The organism is Rhodococcoides kroppenstedtii (genome assembly GCF_900111805.1).
Classification (GTDB): domain Bacteria; phylum Actinomycetota; class Actinomycetes; order Mycobacteriales; family Mycobacteriaceae; genus Rhodococcoides; species Rhodococcoides kroppenstedtii.
Map to the genome: position 1 here is coordinate 265,834 of NZ_FOJN01000002.1, position 18,430 is coordinate 284,263.

Genomic DNA, 18,430 nt, shown 5'->3' on the forward strand with positions numbered 1-18,430 from the left:
GTCGGCCGTCCTGATCTGGGGGGAGTGGCGGTCGTCTCCGGTGGTGCGGGGACTCGTCGAACGGACTGTCAGGGCATGCCGCGCGCGGCGGGGATCGGAGCTCGGGTGGCCGCGCGGATGACGATCAGGCGCGCGGCGTGCAGGACCACCACGCCCGGGACGTACAGCGCGGCGGCGGCCAGCGCGAGACCGAAGCGCCGGTGCAGCATCAACGTTCGCGGTAGGCAGACCATGTAGCGGACGAATTCGCCGGTGGGCGAGTGCATTCGGCGGGGGGAGACGCCCACCGTGAGATCGGCGAGGAAGCCGTTGCGACCTCCGGCGGCGCGCACGCACAGGCCCATGTCGACGTCCTCGAACACGTCGCGACGGTCGGACACCCGATCGCGGATGGCCGCCCAGGTGGCGCGGCGCAGGATCATGTTGGAGCCGTACAGGACCGGCACGTCCCGCACCTCCGGAGCGCGCCGTCGTCCGAACGGCGAGAACCGGCTCTTGGCCTGCGCCGCGGCGGTGCCGTAGGGCAGGTCGTACGCCTCGCCGCGACCGCAGACGGCCCACCAGTGGCCGTCGGTGTCGCGGGTGACGAAGTCGCGGACGGTGCGGGCCCAGTCGGGCCCGACGCGCGTGTCGGCGTCGATGCGCGCGATCAGGTCGCCGCGGGCGGCGTCCATGCCGGCGTTGCGGGCGAACACCAGTCCCTGGCGATGCTCCGTGACGGTCCGGATCAGCGGTGACCGCGCGGCGCGGTCGGCCACGATGTCGGCGGTGCGATCGCGGGAGTTGTTGTCCACCACGATGATCTCGTCGATGTCGGCCGCCTGGGCGCACAGCAGGTCGAGGCACGACCCGATGGACTCCTCCTCGTCGAAGGCGGGGATCACCACCGAGAGGGTCAGTCGGGACACGGAATTCTCCTGTCGGTTGCGGACTCCAGTACGTCGGCCGCTGCTCGGACCGCGACGTCCGGCGGTGCGAGCTCTCGGGCGATTGCGGCGGCGCGGCTGCGGGTGTCGGGGTGCAGAACGCGATCGAGTGCGTGGCCGAGGGCGGCGCCGCGAGCGGACCGCACGGGCATGCTCGCTCCGGCACCGAGTGCGGTGACGCGGGCGCCCCACAGCGGTTGGTCGGCCCCGACCGAGCAGACCAGCGTGGGGCATCCGGCGCCCAACCCGGCCGCGACGGTGCCGGCCCCGCCGTGGTGAACGACGGCGGCGCAGCGGGGGAGCACGGCCCGGTGATCCACCTGGTCGACCCACCGCACCCGGTCGACGGCGTCGCTGCCCGGACCGCGTTCGGACCGGAGGCCCTCGGCCGCACCGAGTCCGGACCACCCACCGGCGACGAGGACGCGATAGCCCCGCCGCCCGAGCTCGTCGAGGATCGCGCCGACGACGGCGGGCCCGTCGGGAACGGTCATGCTGCCGAAGCCCACGTAGGCCGGCGCCGGTCCGGCGGACAGCCAGGACTCCAGGTCGGGATCGAGCGCGGCGGGATCACCGGTGGGACGGAGGAAACCCACGAGGGGCCGGCGCGCGCCCCACTCGGTCGGCAGCGTCGGGAAGAGTGCGGGGTCGTAGGCCTGGATCTCGGTCGTGCGGAGTCGGCGCAGGCGGCGGGCCACCGACGACGACGCCGGAGGGAGGCCGAGATCGCGTCGATGCGCGGCCTCGGTCACGCGGGAGGCGTGCCAGAGGGCCCGATCGAGCGCGTGCCAGCCGGCCAAGCGGACCGGACCGGGAACTCGCTGGGGCAGCGGGGGGAAGGAGACCGCGCGCGTCGGACGCACCGGGCACAGGTGGACTGGCACGTACGGCACCCCCAGTCGTTCGGCGACGTCGAGTGCCGCCTCCTGGCCGACGTTCGAGCCGATCACGACGTCCGAGCCGTCGGCGACGGCGAGCAGGTCGCGACGGGTGCGGATCCCGTCCTCGGTGGCGAGAGCGGTCGCCGCGCGGAGCCGACGGAAGGGGTTGCAAGACTTGATCTCCCGAGTCGCCACGGTGGACGCCAGGGTGCGGGCCGTGTCCGGCCCGCAGGCCGACACCTCGACCCTCGGCGCGGAGGACAGTCGGCGACGCACGTCGTCGACGACGTTGGGAGGGACCGCGACCCGCACCGTCCGGCCGCGACGGACGAGCTCCTCGGCGAGCGCGACGCCCGGCTCGACGTCCCCTCGGCTGCCCTGGAACACCAGGGTCGACACCATCCGATTCCTCCTCTCGTCCCGACACCGGCGTCGCTCTCGTCGGCACCGCAGTTCACCGCTTCCCGTAACGAAAACCGTTCTCCCGCGTGATGATCGACCGGATCGACGATGCTCGATCCGGGTGCGCGACCGCGCCGCGCCGGCCGACGGGCGAGCCGTCTTCATTTGTGCCGGATCGTTCGTGCGGGTACCGAGTCGCGTCTCTGCGACGATGGCAGACGATCGTGAAGGCCGCCAATCGGGACGGTGCGGATCACACCGTCGCCGCGGGGTGATCGGTCTCATCGGGGCCGTGACCGGCGCGAACGACGGTGACATGCAACGTACTCATCGCCGAAACATCGAGTTAACGGGCGCAAGGCATTGTGAGACATACTCATTGGTGATGACGCGGCAAGGTCTGTGACCATCCAGCGATCACTGCATCGTCCGTTGTCGCCTGACGGAAATTCGGCGCATCGACCCGTCCGCGGCATCACCGAACCCGAACCCGCGGTAGTGACGTGTGTTCGAGCGCGGTGACGGGCGGTCGACCGCAGAGCGGTGTGCACAACCGAATGCACAGCCGAGTCGAGACTCGAAGGAGAGCCGATGCGCGTAGTCGTCGCCGTGAGCGGCACGAGGGGGGACGTCCAGCCGGCGTCCCATCTGGCGGCGGAGCTGCACTCCCGCGGGCACGACGTGGTTGCCGCGTTCCCACCCAATCTGACCTCGCTCGCGACCGACCACGGCGTCCCGGTCGAGCCGTTCGGATACGACACCCGCGCACACCTGGCCTCGGACGTGGTGCGACGCGGCTCGCACGGGTCAGTGATCGACCGCGTGCGGTCGGCCGGCGAACTGTGGAACCTCGGGTGGTCCGAGATGACCCGGGACCTGTCCGCTCTCGTCCACCGCGACCGTCCCGATGTCGTCGTCACCGGGATCACCACGGAGCAGGTCGCCGCGCCCCTCGCCGAATCGGTGCGGGCCGCGGTGGTCGGTCTGCACCACGCGCCGGTCCGCACCAACGACGTCCATCTGCCCGGTTTCGGCGCGGACGGTTTGCCGGCTCCGGTGACCCGGGCCGCCTGGGCCGTCTACGAAAACGTCCTGTGGACCGCCACCCGGCGCCGGGAGAACACGCTGCGCGCCGGGTTGGGATTGCCGTCCGCGCGTCGTCCCGTGCCCTACCGACTCGCGGATGCCGGAGCCGTCGAGATCCAGGCGTACGACCGGGCGCTGTGCCCGCCGCCCGCGGGGTTCGACGGTGACCGCCGGCCCCTCGTCGGCTTCCTCGGCGGAGCGCCGGCGCCGTCGCCGTTGCACTCGGAGTTGGCGGCGTGGTTGGACGCCGGGGACCCGCCGGTCCACATCGGGTTCGGCTCGATGCCGTTGCGGGCTGCCGAGAGGTCCCTGCGCCGGGTGAGCGAGGCGGTGCGGTCGCTCGGTCTGCGCGCCCTGGTCGCGCCGGGATGGAACGACCTCGATCGCGACGTCGAGCAGGAGTTCGGGCCGGATGCGGACGTGCGGGTGCTCAGCGGCCACGTCGACCACGCCGCGCTGTTCCCGCGCTGCTCGGTGGTCGTCCACCACGGCGGGGCGGGCACCACCGCGGCGGTTCTGCGGGCCGGTCGCCCCGCCGTCGTGCGGCCGGTGTCGGCGGATCAGCCGTTCTGGGGCCGGCGCCTCGAGGACGTCGGCGCCGGTGTGATGCTGCGGGGGGACGATCCGACCCCGTCGGCGCTGGCGTCCGCGATCGAGGCGGCCGCGGCCCGCTCCGACGGCGCGCGACGGATGCAGGACGCCCTCGTCGACCCGGAGCGCGCGGTAGCCCGAGCGGCGGACCTCGTCGAGTCCCGAATTCCGGTCGCGCGATGAGCCGTCTCCAGGATCAGGACTTCACCTACTGGTTTCTGCGCGAGGCGTTCGGGTGGGACGTCGTCCTGCAACTGACGTGGACGTTCGACCGTGCGCCGGGGACGGCCGCCCTGCAGGCCTTCACCGACGCGCTGACCGCGAGCCGACTCCATCGACGGCTCGTACGGCCTCGCGTCCCGCTGGCCCGGCCCTACTGGGTGCGCTCGACCACCGACCCCGTTCCGTCCGTTCGACACGATCCCGTGCCCGCCGACCAGCGGGACGAGTGGGCGCGGGCGCTGCTGCGCACCACCGACCTCGACGCCGAGGCGGGTCGCTGCTGGGCCGTGCACGTCGCCCCGGACGATCGCGGCGGTGCCGTCCTCTCGCTGACTTGTCTGCATCTGGTGGCCGACGGGCGCGCCCTCACCTCGGCGGCGGTCGACGCCGCCGTCGCCACCCGAACGCCCGCGCCCGCACCGTCGGCCCGCCCGCCCCGCCGGCTCGATGTGTCCCGCCTCGGTCCCGTCGACGACCTCGTGGACGCCGGCCTGCAACTGGGCCGTGCCGCGCTGGGGACCGCCCGAGCCGTGCGCGCCGCCGTGACCTCGCCGCCCGCGGAGGCTCCCGCTGCGACCCCCGTACGCCCGGCGCGGTCCGCGCCGGCGCTTCGGGCGCCGCGAGCGCAGCCGTCGTGGGTGGTCGTCGACACCGACACCGACCACTGGGCGGAACGCGCCGCGCGGTTCGGCGGCACACCGAATTCGTTGTTCGTGGCCGTCGTCGCCGGCGCTCTCTATGCCTCCGGATACGCAGCACCGGGCGACCCCGTGCGCGTCGGCGTGCCGGTGAGCCTCCGCGGACCCGACGCCGTCGACGACGAGCGCAGCAACGCGACCGGAGGGGTGACCGTCGTCGTCGACGACCGTCCCTCCGCGGGTGGCGATCTCGGCCCTCTGCGGGCCCGGTGCCGGGCCGCGTTCACCGCCGTCGGCGCCGGCGAGCGACCCGCCGCGTACCACCTGCAGTCGCTGCTGCAGGTGTTGCCGATCGCCCTGGTCACCCGCGTGGTCATGGCCGGGCCCTCCGGCATGCCGGACGCGGTGGCCTCGAACCTCGGCCGATTCGACGGACTGGCCCGGGTGGGCGACGCGACGGCGGCCACCGTGTCGTTCCGCGGTGATGCGCGCGGTGTCCGACCCGACCGTCCGGAGCGATTCGGGGAGGGCGTGCAATCGTGGTTGCTCGAGACCGAGGGCCGAACGACGTTCGCCGTGGCGGGTTTCGACGAGACCCGTGTTGGATCCGTGTCCGCGCTGCGCGACGCCGTGCGGGCCGAACTGGAAGCGTGGGGGGTGCGCGGTGACGTCGCGTGAGGCAGCGAAGACCACGGACACGGTGATCGACCCGGCGGACCGGGTGGCCGGCGCCGACGAGTCCTACGACCTCGCCGAGCGGCTGTTCGGGTGGACCGCGCCGATCCAGTTCGCCTGGGTCCTGGCCGACGATCCCGGCCACGACGCCGTGCTCGACTGGGCACTGGCGTTGGCGCGCGGCGGTTTCGGTCGTCGCATCGTGCGCACGCGCGTGCCGGTCGCGCGGCACCGTTGGGTCCGGGCGGAGCGACCACCGACGGTGTACGCGGAGCCGACGATCCTGAACGACGCCACCGACACCGCCGTCGGCGCCTGGCTGGACCGCCGGTTGCGGGACGCCGATCTCGATCCCGGTGCGGGGCGGGGCTTCACGGTGGAGTACGCCCACACCCGGTCGGGACGAGTCGTGTTGACACTGTTGGTGTCCCACATGATCGCGGACGGTCACGCCGTGCACGACGCGCTCCGCGACGCGCGACGATCGGCCGAGAACCGGCTCGGGTCGGTGCGCGGTCTTCCGACGGCGTCCGAGGTGTCCGGATGGTCGGGCGTGCGGGGGGATCTGCTCGACGCCGCCGCGCAGGTGCCGGCGATCGTCCGCGCGACCGCCGTCATCGGTCGGGCGGGGGTCCGGGCGCTGCTGGGTCGGTCGGCCGCGGCGGCCCCGGTGTCGGACGCACCCGAGGTGATGGGCGCCGCGGAGGATCGCCCCGCCCCGCCGCAGCGCGACGCCGACACCACGCTCGCCGTCGTCGACATTCCGCGGGAGCAGTGGGAGGCGCGGGCCGCCGCACTGGGCGGCACACCCAACAGCCTGTTCACCGCGGTGCTCACGAGCGTGCTGCGCGAGACCGGACACGTGATGCCGCCCGGCGGCACCCGCGTCTGCATCGCCGTGGACACGCGGTCCGACGGCGACGACCGCGCGAATGCGTCGGGCGGAGTGTGGATCCGGCTCGCCGGGCCCGTGGGTCCGGACACGGGTCTGGCGACCGTCCGTCGGCTCAGCAAGGAGGCCTTCGCCCGGTACGCGGTGACGGACGACGCGGTGGTCGATCACCTTCAGGCGATCGCGCGACTGATGCCGGACGTCGTGCTCGGTCGGCTCATGAAGGCCGTTCCGGGACCCGACGTCACCGTGTCGAATCTCGGTGCGGCGCCGACGGAGTCGGTGGCACCGTTGGGGACGCCTGCCGAGCGGTTCGCGATCCGCGCCGTGATGCAGGGGCGTTCCGCGGCCGACCGGCGCGCGCAGGGTCCCGCGCTGGCGGCGTGGTCGGTGCAGTACGCCGACACCGTCACCGTCACGGTGTTCGGCATCCACCCGGATCTGGTGGGAGACACGGCATCTCTGCGGGCCACCCTGTCGAGCGAGTTGACGCGGTGGGGGCTCGATCACCGGTTCTGGTGAGCGAGCCCCCCCGCCGGCCGTCCGGTCGATCAGAGCGGGATGTTGCCGTGCTTCTTCGGGGGCAGGGTGACGTACTTGCGTTCGAGCAGACGCAGGGCGGTGACGATCTGCCCGCGGGTGTGGCTCGGCGGGATCACTGCGTCGACGTAACCGCGCTCGGCGGCGACGTACGGATTGACCAGGGTGTCCTCGTACTCGTTCTGCAGCTCGAGGCGCAGGGCGTCGACGTCGTCACCGTTCTTCGCGGCCTCGAGCAGACGCTTGCGGTAGACGAAGCCGACGGCGCCGGAGGCGCCCATCACGGCGATCTGGGCCGTCGGCCACGCGAGGTTGATGTCGGCGCCCATGTGCTTGGAGCCCATGACGTCGTAGGCACCGCCGTAGGCCTTGCGGGTGATGACGGTGATCTTGCCGACCGTCGCCTCGCCGTAGGCGTAGAGCAGCTTCGCGCCGCGGCGGATGATGCCGTCGAACTCCTGGCCGGTGCCGGGCAGGAAGCCGGGGACGTCGACGAGCGTGATGATGGGGATGTTGAAGCAGTCGCAGGTCCGGACGAATCGCGCGGCCTTCTCGGACGCATCGATGTCGAGCGTGCCGGCGAACGACGTCGGCTGGTTGGCGACGATGCCGACGCTGCGGCCGTCGACGCGTCCGAAGCCGACGATGATGTTGCGGGCGCGGCCTTCCTGGACCTCGAGGAACTCGTCGTCGTCGAGGATGCGGCGGATGACCTCGTGCATGTCGTACGGGGTGTTCGGCGAGTCCGGGATCAGCGTGTCCAGCTCGAGGTCCTCGGCGGTGAGGGAGTCCTCGATGGATCCGTCGACCGGGTCCGTCGGCGCCAGGCGCGGCGCGGTGGCCTGATTGTTCGACGGGAGGTAGCCGAGGAGGTCGCGGACGTAGTCGAGGGCGTCCTGCTCGTCGGAGGCGACGTAGTGCGCGACACCCGACTTCTCCATGTGGGTGTGGGCGCCGCCGAGGTCCTCCATGGTGACCGTCTCGCCGGTCACGGTCTTGATGACGTCGGGTCCGGTGACGAACATCTGCGAGGTCTTGTCGACCATGACGACGAAGTCGGTGAGCGCGGGGGAGTAGACGTGGCCACCGGCCGCGGGGCCCATGATGAGCGAGATCTGCGGCACCACACCGGACATGCGGACGTTGCGGTGGAAGATCTCGCCGTAGAGGCCGAGGGAGACCACGCCCTCCTGGATGCGGGCGCCGGCGCCCTCGTTGATGCCGACGAGGGGACGGCCGGTCTTGAGGGCGAGGTCCATGACCTTGACGATCTTCTCGCCGTAGATCTCGCCGAGGGAGCCGCCGAAGACGGTGGCGTCCTGGGAGAAGACGCAGACGTCGCGGCCGTCGACGGTGCCGTATCCGGTGACGACGCCGTCACCGAACGGGCGGTTCTCGGCGAGGCCGAAGTTCACGCTGCGGTGGCGGGCGAGGGCGTCGAGCTCGACGAACGATCCCTCGTCGAGAAGCGCCTCGATGCGCTCGCGGGCGGTGAGCTTGCCCTTGGCGTGCACCTTCTCCACGGCCGCCTCGCCCATGGGGAGCTCGGCCTGCGACCGGCGGGCGGCCAGTTCGGCGAGCTTGCCGGCGGTGGTGTGGATGTCGGGTGCGGTCGCGGCCGCTCCGTCGGCGTCGTTCCGAGCAACGGATTCCTGCGCTGCGGCGTCCTGCACACTCGTCATAGCCCTGCACTGTAACGACCCGTGCCGTCGTACCGTGCGCCCGGTCACGCTCCGCCGTGGGGCCGCTGGATATCGATGCGACCGGCCTCCGGCCTGCCCGCCATCTCTATGCTCGGGCCCCATGGCGGACAACGGTGGCGCGGAGCGTGCACAGGGAGCGGGGCCCTGGACCGATCTGGACCGGGCTCCTCTCGACGGCCGGGCCATCACCCGCGCCCTGGTGAACGGCCCCCGCGCGTCGTGGGCGGAGGTGACGGTGGTGCCCCGCACCGGGTCCACCAACGCCGATCTGGTGGCCGTCGCGGCGACCGCGGCGGACCGCACCGCGGTGATCGCCGACGTGCAGGACGCGGGCCGCGGTCGACACTCCCGCTCGTTCACCGCTCCGCCTCGCTCGCAGGTGACGGTGTCGGCGTTGGTCCGGTTGCCGGGGATCCCGCCCGACGCCGTGGGCTGGATGCCGCTGCTCACGGGCATCACCGTGGTGGACACGCTGCGCTCGGTGTGCGAGGTGGACGCCGTCCTGAAGTGGCCCAACGACGTCCTGCTGACCGGCGACCGCGCACCGGGCAAGGTCGCCGGGATCCTGGTGGAGGTCGCCGGGAGCACCCCGGCCCTGACGGTGGTGGCCGGCGTCGGCATCAACGTCACGCCGACGGCGGAGGAACTTCCGGTCCCGACGGCGACCTCGCTGCGGGCGGCGGGCGCGGCGGTGCTGGACCGCGGCACCATCGTGCGGGCGTTCCTGCGGGCGTTCGGCACCGCCGTGGACGAGTGGCGCGACAGCGGCTGGGACACCGCCGGCTTGGCTCAGCTCTACCGCGCGCGTTGCGACACGCTGGGGCGCCGCGTCCGGGTGACGATGCCCGGCGACGAGGTGCTGGTCGGCACCGCGGCGGACGTCGACGGACACGGGCGCATCGTGATCGCTCCCGAGGACGGGTGCGCCCCGGTGGCCGTCTCCGCGGGCGATGTCACCCACCTGCGCGCCGTCCCCGATGCGGGGGAGTGACCGTGGCGTTCCCGCGTGACGCGATCGGACCGGACGAGGACGTCGCCCTCCACCGGCACCCGCACTGGAAGATGCTCGTCCTCCCCGCGCTGACCGCGTTGGTCGTGACGGCCCTGGCCGGTTTCCTCGCCGGCGTCGCCGAGCGCACCACCGAGGGCACGGCGCGCACGGTCGCCATCGCCGCCGTCGGTGTGGCGTGGGCCGCCGTCGTCGTCCTGCGGACGGTGGTGCCGGTGATGCGGTGGCGTACGACCCACTTCGTCGTCACCGATCGGCGGGTCATCGTGCGCCAGGGCGTCCTTGCCCACCACGGCACGGACATTCCCCTCGCGCGCATCGCCAACGTCCAGTTCCGTCACGGGCTGATCGACCGTCTGCTGCGCACCGGGACGCTCGTGGTGGTGGCGGGATCGGACGATCCGCTCGAATTCGACGACGTGCCCGACGTCGAACGCGTCCACTCTCTTCTGTACCACCACGTGGTGACGGACGCCGACGACCGCCCGGACGAGGGCTTCGAACCTCGTAGGGTGGTCCGGTGACCGACGTTCTGCTCGCCGAAGACGACGAGGCCATCGCCGCACCACTGTCGCGGGCCCTCGGCCGCGAGGGCTACACCGTGACCGTCGAACGGACGGGTCCGGATGCGCTGGCGCGCGCACTGGGCGGCTCGTTCGACCTGCTGATCCTGGACCTCGGTCTGCCGGGGATGGACGGCCTCGAGGTGTGTCGTCAGATCCGCGCGTCGACCGCCGAGCTGGCCGTCCTCATGCTCACGGCCCGCACGGACGAGGTCGACTTCGTGGTCGGGCTCGACGCCGGCGCGGACGACTACGTCTCCAAGCCGTTCCGGTTGGCCGAACTGATGGCCCGTGTGCGCGCCCTGCTCCGCCGGCGCGGCCCCACCGCCGAGGACACCCCCATCGAGGTGGGCGGCCTGCGGCTCGAACCGGCCGCGCGCCGAGTCCTGTTGGACGGTACGGAGATCAGCCTGGCCAACAAGGAGTACGAGCTGCTGAAGATCCTTCTCGACCACGCCGGTCAGGTGGTCTCCCGCGAGACGATCCTGCGCGAGGTGTGGGGGGACGTGGAGCTGCGCGGCTCCAAGACTCTGGACATGCACATGTCCTGGCTGCGTCGGAAGATCGGTGACGAGGGGCCCGTCGCGGAGCGGCGCATCGCGACGGTGCGGGGCGTGGGTTTCCGCATCAACACGGACTGATCCGATGCGCCGCCGCCTCCTCCAGGCCATCCTCGCGGTGGTCATTCTCACCGGGCTGCTGCTGGGCATCCCGCTGACCTACACGGCCTGGCTCTGGGTCGAGGACTTCACCCGCGGTGACATGCGACTGCGTCTGGACCGTCTCGCCGCGGAGATCATCGAGCAGGAGGGCGGCGACGGTCGCGTCGACGGGCAGCTGGACACCACGTCGCTGCGGCTCGCGGTGCCCACCGGGGGCCGCCTCGAGGTGGTCTATCCGACGCCGGAGAATCCGGCGACGCGCGTCGACATCGGCCCCGCGTCCGTCGATCGACCCATCGAGGAGTCGCTGTCGATGGGCACGTCGGGATCGCTCCGTCTCGAGATCCCGTCGGCACAGATGCGGACCTCCCAGGCGCAGGCCGTCGGCGCCGTCGCCCTGGTGGTGCTGGCGTCGATCGCCGCGGGAACCGTCGTCGCGGTGCTCACCGCGCGACGTCTCGCCGACCCGCTGCAGCAGGTGGCCGGGCGCGCGGCGCGGCTGGCGGAGGGCGACTTCCGCAAGGACGCGACCCGCCACGGGATTCCCGAACTCGACCGGGTGTCCGACGTCCTCGACTCCGCCACGGTCGAGATCGTGGGCCGGTTGCAGCGCGAGCACGCCCTGGTCGCGGACGTGTCCCACCAACTGCGCAGTCGATTGACCGCCGTGCGCTTGCGCCTCGACGAGCTGTCCGAGCATCCGGACCCCGAGGTGGTCACCGAGGCGAACGAGGCCATGGCCCAGGTGGATCGGCTGACCGATGCCATCGACGACCTGGTCCGGTCGTCGCGCGACGACGGGTCCGCCGGCGCCGCGGAGGTGGCCGTGCTGCCCGAACTGCAGGTGGTGGTGGAGGACTGGCGACGGACGTTCGACGACGCCGGGCGCACCCTCACCCTCACCGGCGACCCCGCCCTGACGGCGTCCGTCACCGACACCCGGCTCAGAGAAGCCGTCTCGGTGCTCATCCACAACGCTCTCGACCACGGCGGCGGGGACTGCGTGGTCACGGTGCGCGCCGTCGGCGGCCGCGAACACCGCGAACCGACGGTGCGAGTGGACGTCGCCGATTCCGGTCCGGGTGTGTCCGACGAGCTCGCGCCGCACATCTTCGACCGCGGATTCTCCGGGGCCGGGTCCACCGGCGTCGGGCTCGCGCTGGCGCGGGCGTTGGTCGAGGCCGACGGTGGGCGGCTCGAGCTGCAACGACGGCGGCCGGCGATGTTCACGGTCTTCCTGCCCGCCACGACGCTCCGGGTCACGAGCCCGCCGGCGGAGCCGCGGTAGGCGAGCGGCACCCCTGTTTCGATGCGGCGGCCCCAATCGGAGGCGCCGCTTCGGAACGCGGGCGCCGCTCGGCCCGGTGACGAATCCTGGCTCAGCTGTGACCCATGAACGGCGCCTGCTGGCCGTCGGGGTCGGCGTCGTCGAGAGCGTTCGGGTCGCGCGGGTTGCCGTGGTGGTCGAACTCGTCGAGGGGGTTGGCGATCACGCCGCGACCGTTCTCGTCGGGGAACGCGAACCGGCGCAGGGCCCAGAAGCGGAACGCCATCTGCAGCAGGTTGCCGATGATGTAGTTGAGGACGAAGTCGATGATCACCAGCGCGGTGAGGCTGGTGGCGCCTTCGCGAATGTCGAAGACGTTGTTGGCGATCCAGAGGGGCGCAGCTGCGAGGAGGACACCGACGCCGCTGATGGTGAAGAAGAGCAGGGCTTCGTGGTGGCGTTCACGTCCGCCGCGGTTCTTGAAGGACCACTCGCGGTTGAGGATGTAGCTGAGGATCGTGGCCAGCACGCCGGAGAGCACCTTGGCCACGACGGGCTTGGACTCGAGGACCGTCAGACTCAGGGAGTAGAAGATCGTCAGGTCGAACACCATGGTGGTGGCGCCGACGATGGCGAACTTGATCAGTTCCGAGTGGCGCAGCGCGACATCCCTGAACGGTTGGGGAATGCTGGCTACCACACGATCCATCACAGGCACGATTGGTTAGTTTACGAACGGATCGGCGCGATCCCTAATCTTGCCACGCACGAATCCCGGCCCCGGTCCGTCGCGGGACGGCCTCGTGGAACGATGTGGGCCGTGACGGAGAACCCGACGGAAGTCCCGCCCCGTGAGGAACCGCCCCGCGATCGCATGACGTCGATGCCGGTGGTCGCGATGGTCGGCGGGGGTCAGCTTGCCCGGATGACGCAGCAGGCGGCGATCGAACTGGGCCAGACGCTTCGGGTGTTGTCCGGCACCGCCGGCGAGCCCGCGGCGCGGGCGAGCGCCGACGTCGTCCTCGGGTCGCACACCGATCTGGCCGCGCTGCGCGAGGTCGCGCGCGGCGCCCACGCCCTCACCTTCGATCACGAGCACGTACCCACCGAGCACCTGGACACTCTCGTCGCCGAGGGCGTGAACGTGCAGCCGCCGCCGTCGGCGCTGGTGTTCGCGCAGGACAAGCTGAGGATGCGCGCTCGGCTGCGCGAGCTGGGGCTGCCGGTGCCGGACTTCGCACCGGTGACCTCCGAGGCCGACCTGACGAAGTTCGGCGAGGCCCACCAGTGGCAGGTCGTGATCAAGACGGTCCGCGGCGGGTACGACGGCCGCGGCGTCTGGCTTCCCGACACCGCCGACGAGGCGACCGCCGTGGTGCGCGAGCAACTCGCCGCGGGAGCGCCGCTCATGGTCGAGCAGCGGGTGGAGATGGTCCGCGAACTGTCCGCGATGGTCGCGCGGTCGCCGTTCGGGCAGGGCGCCACGTGGCCGGTCGTGGAGACGGTGCAGCGCAAGGGTCAGTGCGCGGTGGCCGTCGCCCCCGCGCCCGGATTGTCCGACGACGCGGCCGCGGACGCTCAGAACATCGCGTTGCGAGTGGCCGCGGAACTCGGCGTGGTCGGGGTCATGGCGGTGGAGATGTTCGAGAAGGCCGACGGCTCGGTGTCGATCAACGAACTCGCCATGCGCCCGCACAACTCGGGTCACTGGACGCAGGACGGCGCGCGGACCTCGCAGTTCGAGCAGCACCTGCGGGCCGTGCTGGACTACCCGCTGGGCGACTGCTCGCCGACGGCGCCGGTCACGGTCATGGCCAACGTCCTCGGCGCGCCGGCCGAGCCCGAGCTGTCGATGGACGAACGCCTGCACCACTTGTTCGCCCGCATGCCGGACGCGAAGGTGCACCTCTACGACAAGGGCGAGCGGCCCGATCGCAAGATCGGTCACGTGAACGTCGTCGGCGCACCCGGTGGGTCGCCCGACGATCCGGCGTACGTCGCCGACATCAGAGAACGCGCCGAGCGGGCCGCGCACTGGCTCTCGCACGGCGTGTGGACCGACGGATGGGACCCGCACCATGGCTGACAGCACCTCCACCGGCGCCCGGGTGGGCATCGTCATGGGCAGCGACTCGGACTGGCCCGTGATGGAGGCCGCCGCCGAGGCCGTGGCCGAGTTCGGCGTGCGCTTCGAGGTGGGCGTGGTCTCCGCCCACCGCACCCCGCAGCGGATGCTCGACTACGCCCGCGACGCCGCCGACCGCGGCATCGAGGTGATCGTCGCCGGCGCCGGGGGTGCGGCGCACCTGCCGGGCATGGTCGCCTCCGCGACGCCGCTGCCGGTGATCGGTGTGCCGGTGCCCCTGAAGTATCTCGACGGCATGGACTCGTTGCTGTCGATCGTGCAGATGCCCGCGGGCGTGCCGGTGGCCACCGTGTCCATCGGCGGCGCGCGGAACGCCGGTCTGCTCGCGGTGCGCATCCTCGGTGCGTCGGATCCCGCCCTGCGCGGGCGGATGGCGGACTTCCAGCGCGGCCTCGAGCAGATGGTGCTCGACAAGGACGAGGCCCTGCGGCGATCCCTGCTCGGATGACCGCTCCGCTGCGGGTGCCCCGGGAGACCGTCCGCGCGGTGTCGCGCGGCAGCCGCCAGGTGGCGTTCGCGACGCGGGTGGCGCTGCTGTGGGGCGCCCTGTGGGGCGGCCGGGTCGAGTGGGACCGGGAGTCGGCACTGCTGATCTGCCACGGCATGCGGACCGGCTACGGCCGCGGCGGTACCTGCGTCGGTGCGGTCTTCCTGACCGGGCCCGTGACGCCGGGACGCGCCCTCGCCGACCCCCGGCGGCGGCGGGCGCTGCTCACGCACGAGGCCGTCCACGCCGAGCAATGGCGTCGACACGGGGTGCTGTTCGCCCTCCGCTACCTCGTCGAGGAGGTGCGCCGACCGGGACCGGCCAACCGCTTCGAGATCGAGGCCGGGCTGTCCGACGGCGGCTACCGGCCGTAGACGCGCTCGCCCGTCACGCCGGGTAGGACGCGGTGACCTTCTCCGTCGTCCGCCGACGCTCCTGCGCGGCCGGATCGGCGTTCGACACTTGGACCAGCGACGCACCGGCCGCCAGCACGGCGACGAGTCCGTCGACGACGGCGTCCGCGTCCGGCCACGAAGCCGTCGACAGGACCCGGCTCGACGCGTCCCACGAGCGATCCGCCGCGCGTCGTCGAGCGTCGCCCAGGACGTCGGCCGCGCTTCGTCCGGCGAGGGCGGGACCGGTGCCCGACGGCGTGAAGGCGTCGCCGTGCACACGCACCGCCGTCGCGTAGTCGGTGACTCCGATCGGCAGATCCGGGACCGGACGCCCGAAGGGGTCGAGGGAGAGCGCCGCGACCTCGCTCTCGTCGGCGTCGTCGAGACCGGCGGCGGTCACCAGCGCCACGGTGGTGGCGGTGCCGTCGGCCGCGCCGACGACGGTGTGCGCGCCCGCCCACCAGGCTCCGAGCAGGACGGCGGCGGTCTGCCAGTGCGCCGGCAGGTCGACGCGCACGGCGTCACCGGGGGCCACGCCCAGCTCGTCGCGGAGGAAGTTCGCCGTCTTCGCGGCCCAGTTGGCCAACGTCAGGGCGGACAGCTCGATGCGCTCGCCGGTGGCGTCGTCGTAGTACGTGACGCGCGGGCCGGCGGGGTCGGCCCCCAGAATCGGGGTGAGCAGCAGGTCGGTCAGGGTGGGGTCGATCACGGGACGTCGCTCCTCCGTTCGAGCACCAGTTCACGCACTGGTGCACGCACTAGTTCACGCACTGGGGTCCGGTGGATCCGGCGTCGATCGGGTCGGCCGCGACGGGAGCCGGAGTCGGTGCATCGCCCGCCGAGGTCACGCCGGTGATGGCGGAGCTCGGCGTGCCGGTGCCCGAGTAGTCCGACGCCAGCACGATGCGGACCGTGCCCGACGGCAACGAGTCGTCGACGGCCGTCGACGTCGCACCGACACGCGCGGCGACGGCCTTCGCGGCGTCGTCGTCGGACGCTCCGGCGTACACGGTGGTCGTGTCGACCGACTCGCCCTCGTTGTTGCCGACGTCGCCCGTCCGAAAGCCCTCGGCCCCCAGCGTCGACGACACCGACGACGCCAGGCCGCTGATTCCCGAATCGTTGGCGACGTCCACCGTGACCGTCGACGGGTCGATCTGCGGAACGTCCGGGGCGTCGGGATCGGTGGCGGGAGGGGCGTCGTCGCCGAGCAGTCCCCGGACCCAGTTCTGCACCTCGGTGGGGTCGACCGCGACGATGGACTCGCCGTAGTCGGTCATGCCGTTGATGTCGGCGACGGGGATGGTCTCGAAGGTGACGTTGCCGCCCGCGAGGTTCTGCAGGTTGGTCGCGAACTGCAACACGTCCCAGTCGTCGTCGAGGACCACGGACCGCGAGACGGCGTTCGACAGTTGGCCGAGGGTTCCGGGATTGCTCAGGGTGCCGGCGCTGAGCACCTTGCGCACCAGCGACGCCATGAACACCTGCTGACGGACGATGCGGTCGAGGTCGCCGCGCGGGAGATCGTGCCGTTGCCGGACGAAGCTGAGCGCGTCGGACCCGTTCAGGGTCTGCTCGCCGGCCGGGAAGTTCGCGCCCGACAGGGGTTCGTCCACCGGGGCGTTCAGGCAGACGTCGACACCGCCCACGGCGTCGGTCAGCAGCACGAACCCGAGCAGACCCACCTCGGCGTAGTGGTCGACGGTCACCCCGGTCAGTCCGGCGACCGCGGACACGAGCGCTTCCCGGCCGGCCTGGGTGGATTCGCGATCGGCCTCGTCGTCGGGCACCCCGCTCTGAACGAGCTCGAGGCGCTTCTCTTCCTTGGTGGCCCCGTAGGCGGCGTTGATCTTGCTGTTGCCGAGACCGGGGACCGCCACGTAGGAATCGCGGGGGATCGAGATCGCCGTCGCCGAGGATCCGTCGTTGGGCACCCGAATGAGCAGGATCGTGTCGGTGTTGTTCGCCACTTCCTCGCCGGCGCGGAGCGAGGCGAGCTCGCTCGCCGAGAGCGGGTTGCCGTGGGCGTCGGTACGGCTGTCGGTGCCGACCATGAGGATGTCCACCGCGCCGTCGGCGGCGCCGCCGAGACCGAGGTCGGAGACCGTCGCGAGGTTGCTGCGCAGGGAGTCGACGCTGCGCCACGCCACGCCCGTCACCAGCAACGCGGCCGCAGACAGCGAGGCGACGGCGATGCGTCCCCACGGCCGGCCGGGGGTCGCGGGGGAGCGGTGACGCGTGCGCGACGACGGGCGACGGCCGGCGCCGGAGTTCGGGGCGCGGCCGTCGGTGCCCGGTCGGCGTGCGCCGAGCCGGGTGGCGTCGCGGCCTGTCGCGGATTCGTGGCGACCGCGCGGCGTCCCGGGGTTCGTCACAGAATCCGTCACCGGTCCAGGCTAACGGCCCCGCCGCGGTGGTCCGCGCAAGCCGCGGCGGCGTGCCACACTCTTGGCCTGTGACCCCAACCGCACCCGTCCGTCCGATCGTCGTCACCGGAGCGGCCGGTCAGCTGGGGCGGCAGGTGGTTGCGCGCAGCGGCGGCGCGGCGGTGGGGTACGGGTCGAGCGAGCTCGACATCACCGACCCGTCGTCGATCGCCGCCGCGATCACCGGCGAGTGCGTGGTGATCAACTGCGCCGCCCACACGGCGGTGGACGCGGCCGAGACGGACGTCGACGCTGCCGAGGAACTGAACGTCCGCGGCCCGCGGCTGTTGGCCGAGCGGTGCGCCGAGGTGGGGGCGCAGCTGCTGCACGTCTCCACCGACTACGTGTTCCCCGGTGACGCCCGGACGCCGTACGAGCCGAGCGACCCGACGGGCCCACGCACGGTCTACGGCCGCACCAAGCTGGCGGGAGAGCGGGCCGTCCTGGCGGCCTTGCCCGGCGCGACCGTGGTGCGGACGGCCTGGGTGTACACGGGCGTCGGCTCCGACTTCGTGGCGACGATGCTGCGGCTCGAACGGGAGCGCGACACCGTGTCGGTGGTGAGCGATCAGGTCGGGTCCCCGACGTACGCGGCCGATCTGGCGGTGGGACTGATCGAGGCTGCGGGTACCGTCGGCACCCTGCCGTCCGTGCTGCACGCGGCCGGCGGTGGGTCGGCGTCCTGGTTCGACCTCGCGCGCGCGGCCTTCGCCGGTGTCGGGGCCGACCCCGACCGGGTGGCACCCTGTTCGAGCGACGCCTTCCCGCGGCCGGCCCCCCGCCCGGCCTACTCGGTGCTCTCGCCGCAGTCCTGGATCGGCGCCGGTCTGACGCCGCTGCGTCCGTGGCGGGACGCGCTGGACGCCGCGCTCGCCGCTCGGGCGGACGAGAGCGGTCGGTTCGGCGGCCGATAGGGTGA

At 72.4% G+C, this 18,430-nt stretch carries 17 protein-coding genes; 11 read left to right on the forward strand and 6 right to left on the reverse strand.

The annotated features are described in order from the left end of the window. Nucleotides 1-68: 68 nt before the first annotated feature. Nucleotides 69-908 carry a glycosyltransferase family 2 protein gene (locus BMZ18_RS03370; protein WP_068101954.1) on the reverse strand — a complete coding sequence of 280 codons (840 nt, stop codon included), beginning with the start codon at nucleotides 906-908 and terminating at the stop codon, nucleotides 69-71. After that, on the reverse strand, nucleotides 896-2,209 hold the full coding sequence (locus tag BMZ18_RS20005; RefSeq protein WP_068366622.1) for a glycosyltransferase: 1,314 nt from the start codon (nucleotides 2,207-2,209) through the stop codon (nucleotides 896-898). Before BMZ18_RS20005 ends, BMZ18_RS03370 begins: the two co-directional genes overlap by 13 nt. 591 nt (nucleotides 2,210-2,800) lie before the next feature. On the opposite strand from BMZ18_RS20005, the gene BMZ18_RS03385 reads away from it, so the two are divergent. Genes BMZ18_RS03385 through BMZ18_RS03395 form a run of 3 tightly spaced genes read left to right on the forward strand, consistent with a single transcriptional unit; the run spans nucleotide 2,801 to nucleotide 6,835 of the window. Then, nucleotides 2,801-4,069, forward strand: coding sequence for a glycosyltransferase (locus BMZ18_RS03385; protein WP_068366619.1), 1,269 nt, complete (start codon nucleotides 2,801-2,803; stop codon nucleotides 4,067-4,069). Beyond that, nucleotides 4,066-5,424 (forward strand): hypothetical protein, encoded by a 1,359-nt coding sequence (locus BMZ18_RS03390; protein WP_074921773.1) that lies wholly within the window; start codon nucleotides 4,066-4,068, stop codon nucleotides 5,422-5,424. Before BMZ18_RS03385 ends, BMZ18_RS03390 begins: the two co-directional genes overlap by 4 nt. Beyond that, a complete protein-coding gene (locus BMZ18_RS03395; protein WP_074921775.1) occupies nucleotides 5,411-6,835 on the forward strand; it encodes a hypothetical protein in 1,425 nt (474 codons plus the stop codon). Before BMZ18_RS03390 ends, BMZ18_RS03395 begins: the two co-directional genes overlap by 14 nt. 29 nt (nucleotides 6,836-6,864) lie before the next feature. Here BMZ18_RS03395 and BMZ18_RS03400 read toward each other — a convergent pair whose 3' ends face one another. Continuing rightward, nucleotides 6,865-8,535, reverse strand: a complete 1,671-nt coding sequence (locus BMZ18_RS03400; protein WP_068101944.1) for an acyl-CoA carboxylase subunit beta — start codon at nucleotides 8,533-8,535, stop codon at nucleotides 6,865-6,867. 121 nt (nucleotides 8,536-8,656) lie between these two features. On the opposite strand from BMZ18_RS03400, the gene BMZ18_RS03405 reads away from it, so the two are divergent. Genes BMZ18_RS03405 through BMZ18_RS03420 form a run of 4 tightly spaced genes read left to right on the forward strand, consistent with a single transcriptional unit; the run spans nucleotide 8,657 to nucleotide 12,078 of the window. Continuing rightward, on the forward strand, nucleotides 8,657-9,547 hold the full coding sequence (locus BMZ18_RS03405) for a biotin--[acetyl-CoA-carboxylase] ligase (RefSeq protein ID WP_068362471.1): 891 nt from the start codon (nucleotides 8,657-8,659) through the stop codon (nucleotides 9,545-9,547). Between the two features lie 2 nt (nucleotides 9,548-9,549). Then, nucleotides 9,550-10,089 carry a PH domain-containing protein gene (locus BMZ18_RS03410; RefSeq protein WP_068362508.1) on the forward strand — a complete coding sequence of 180 codons (540 nt, stop codon included), beginning with the start codon at nucleotides 9,550-9,552 and terminating at the stop codon, nucleotides 10,087-10,089. Then, nucleotides 10,086-10,769: a response regulator transcription factor gene (locus BMZ18_RS03415; RefSeq protein ID WP_068101942.1), complete on the forward strand. Its 684-nt coding sequence runs from the start codon at nucleotides 10,086-10,088 to the stop codon at nucleotides 10,767-10,769. Before BMZ18_RS03410 ends, BMZ18_RS03415 begins: the two co-directional genes overlap by 4 nt. Nucleotides 10,770-10,773: 4 nt before the next feature. Further along, on the forward strand, nucleotides 10,774-12,078 hold the full coding sequence (locus tag BMZ18_RS03420; RefSeq protein WP_068362468.1) for a sensor histidine kinase: 1,305 nt from the start codon (nucleotides 10,774-10,776) through the stop codon (nucleotides 12,076-12,078). Nucleotides 12,079-12,169: 91 nt separating this feature from the next. On the opposite strand, the gene BMZ18_RS03425 is transcribed toward BMZ18_RS03420, so the two are convergent. Further along, on the reverse strand, nucleotides 12,170-12,775 hold the full coding sequence (locus BMZ18_RS03425) for a GtrA family protein (protein ID WP_139203809.1): 606 nt from the start codon (nucleotides 12,773-12,775) through the stop codon (nucleotides 12,170-12,172). Nucleotides 12,776-12,868: 93 nt separating this feature from the next. Between BMZ18_RS03425 and BMZ18_RS03430 the strand changes: the two genes are divergently transcribed. From BMZ18_RS03430 to BMZ18_RS03440, 3 genes are read left to right on the forward strand one after another with little or no spacing between them, the layout of a single operon-like run. Then, entirely contained in the window at nucleotides 12,869-14,143 is a 1,275-nt protein-coding gene (locus BMZ18_RS03430; RefSeq protein WP_371828477.1) for a 5-(carboxyamino)imidazole ribonucleotide synthase, read from the forward strand. Continuing rightward, complete coding sequence (gene purE, locus BMZ18_RS03435; RefSeq protein ID WP_169817715.1) at nucleotides 14,136-14,651, forward strand: 5-(carboxyamino)imidazole ribonucleotide mutase; 516 nt, start codon at nucleotides 14,136-14,138, stop codon at nucleotides 14,649-14,651. The genes BMZ18_RS03430 and purE overlap by 8 nt, the downstream gene beginning before the upstream one ends. Next, nucleotides 14,648-15,064 carry a hypothetical protein gene (locus BMZ18_RS03440; protein WP_170851436.1) on the forward strand — a complete coding sequence of 139 codons (417 nt, stop codon included), beginning with the start codon at nucleotides 14,648-14,650 and terminating at the stop codon, nucleotides 15,062-15,064. Before purE ends, BMZ18_RS03440 begins: the two co-directional genes overlap by 4 nt. Nucleotides 15,065-15,077: 13 nt before the next feature. On the opposite strand, the gene BMZ18_RS03445 is transcribed toward BMZ18_RS03440, so the two are convergent. Next, nucleotides 15,078-15,791, reverse strand: coding sequence for a TIGR03089 family protein (locus BMZ18_RS03445; protein WP_068362499.1), 714 nt, complete (start codon nucleotides 15,789-15,791; stop codon nucleotides 15,078-15,080). A gap of 52 nt (nucleotides 15,792-15,843) precedes the next feature. Further along, on the reverse strand, nucleotides 15,844-17,280 hold the full coding sequence (locus BMZ18_RS03450; RefSeq protein ID WP_068105847.1) for an LCP family protein: 1,437 nt from the start codon (nucleotides 17,278-17,280) through the stop codon (nucleotides 15,844-15,846). 260 nt (nucleotides 17,281-17,540) lie between these two features. Between BMZ18_RS03450 and rfbD the strand changes: the two genes are divergently transcribed. Beyond that, complete coding sequence (rfbD, locus tag BMZ18_RS03455; protein ID WP_068362466.1) at nucleotides 17,541-18,425, forward strand: dTDP-4-dehydrorhamnose reductase; 885 nt, start codon at nucleotides 17,541-17,543, stop codon at nucleotides 18,423-18,425. Nucleotides 18,426-18,430 lie beyond the last annotated feature (5 nt).

Excerpts from the sequence above, each read along its gene's own strand:
- BMZ18_RS20005 (WP_068366622.1), bottom strand. The coding sequence starts at position 2,209 with ATGGTGTCGACCCTGGTGTTCCAGGGCAGCCGAGGGGACGTCGAGCCG.
- BMZ18_RS03385 (WP_068366619.1), top strand. The coding sequence starts at position 2,801 with ATGCGCGTAGTCGTCGCCGTGAGCGGCACGAGGGGGGACGTCCAGCCG.
- BMZ18_RS03390 (WP_074921773.1), top strand. The coding sequence starts at position 4,066 with ATGAGCCGTCTCCAGGATCAGGACTTCACCTACTGGTTTCTGCGCGAG.
- BMZ18_RS03400 (WP_068101944.1), bottom strand. The coding sequence starts at position 8,535 with ATGACGAGTGTGCAGGACGCCGCAGCGCAGGAATCCGTTGCTCGGAAC.
- BMZ18_RS03405 (WP_068362471.1), top strand. The coding sequence starts at position 8,657 with ATGGCGGACAACGGTGGCGCGGAGCGTGCACAGGGAGCGGGGCCCTGG.
- BMZ18_RS03420 (WP_068362468.1), top strand. The coding sequence starts at position 10,774 with ATGCGCCGCCGCCTCCTCCAGGCCATCCTCGCGGTGGTCATTCTCACC.
- BMZ18_RS03430 (WP_371828477.1), top strand. The coding sequence starts at position 12,869 with ATGTGGGCCGTGACGGAGAACCCGACGGAAGTCCCGCCCCGTGAGGAA.
- purE (WP_169817715.1), top strand. The coding sequence starts at position 14,136 with ATGGCTGACAGCACCTCCACCGGCGCCCGGGTGGGCATCGTCATGGGC.
- BMZ18_RS03440 (WP_170851436.1), top strand. The coding sequence starts at position 14,648 with ATGACCGCTCCGCTGCGGGTGCCCCGGGAGACCGTCCGCGCGGTGTCG.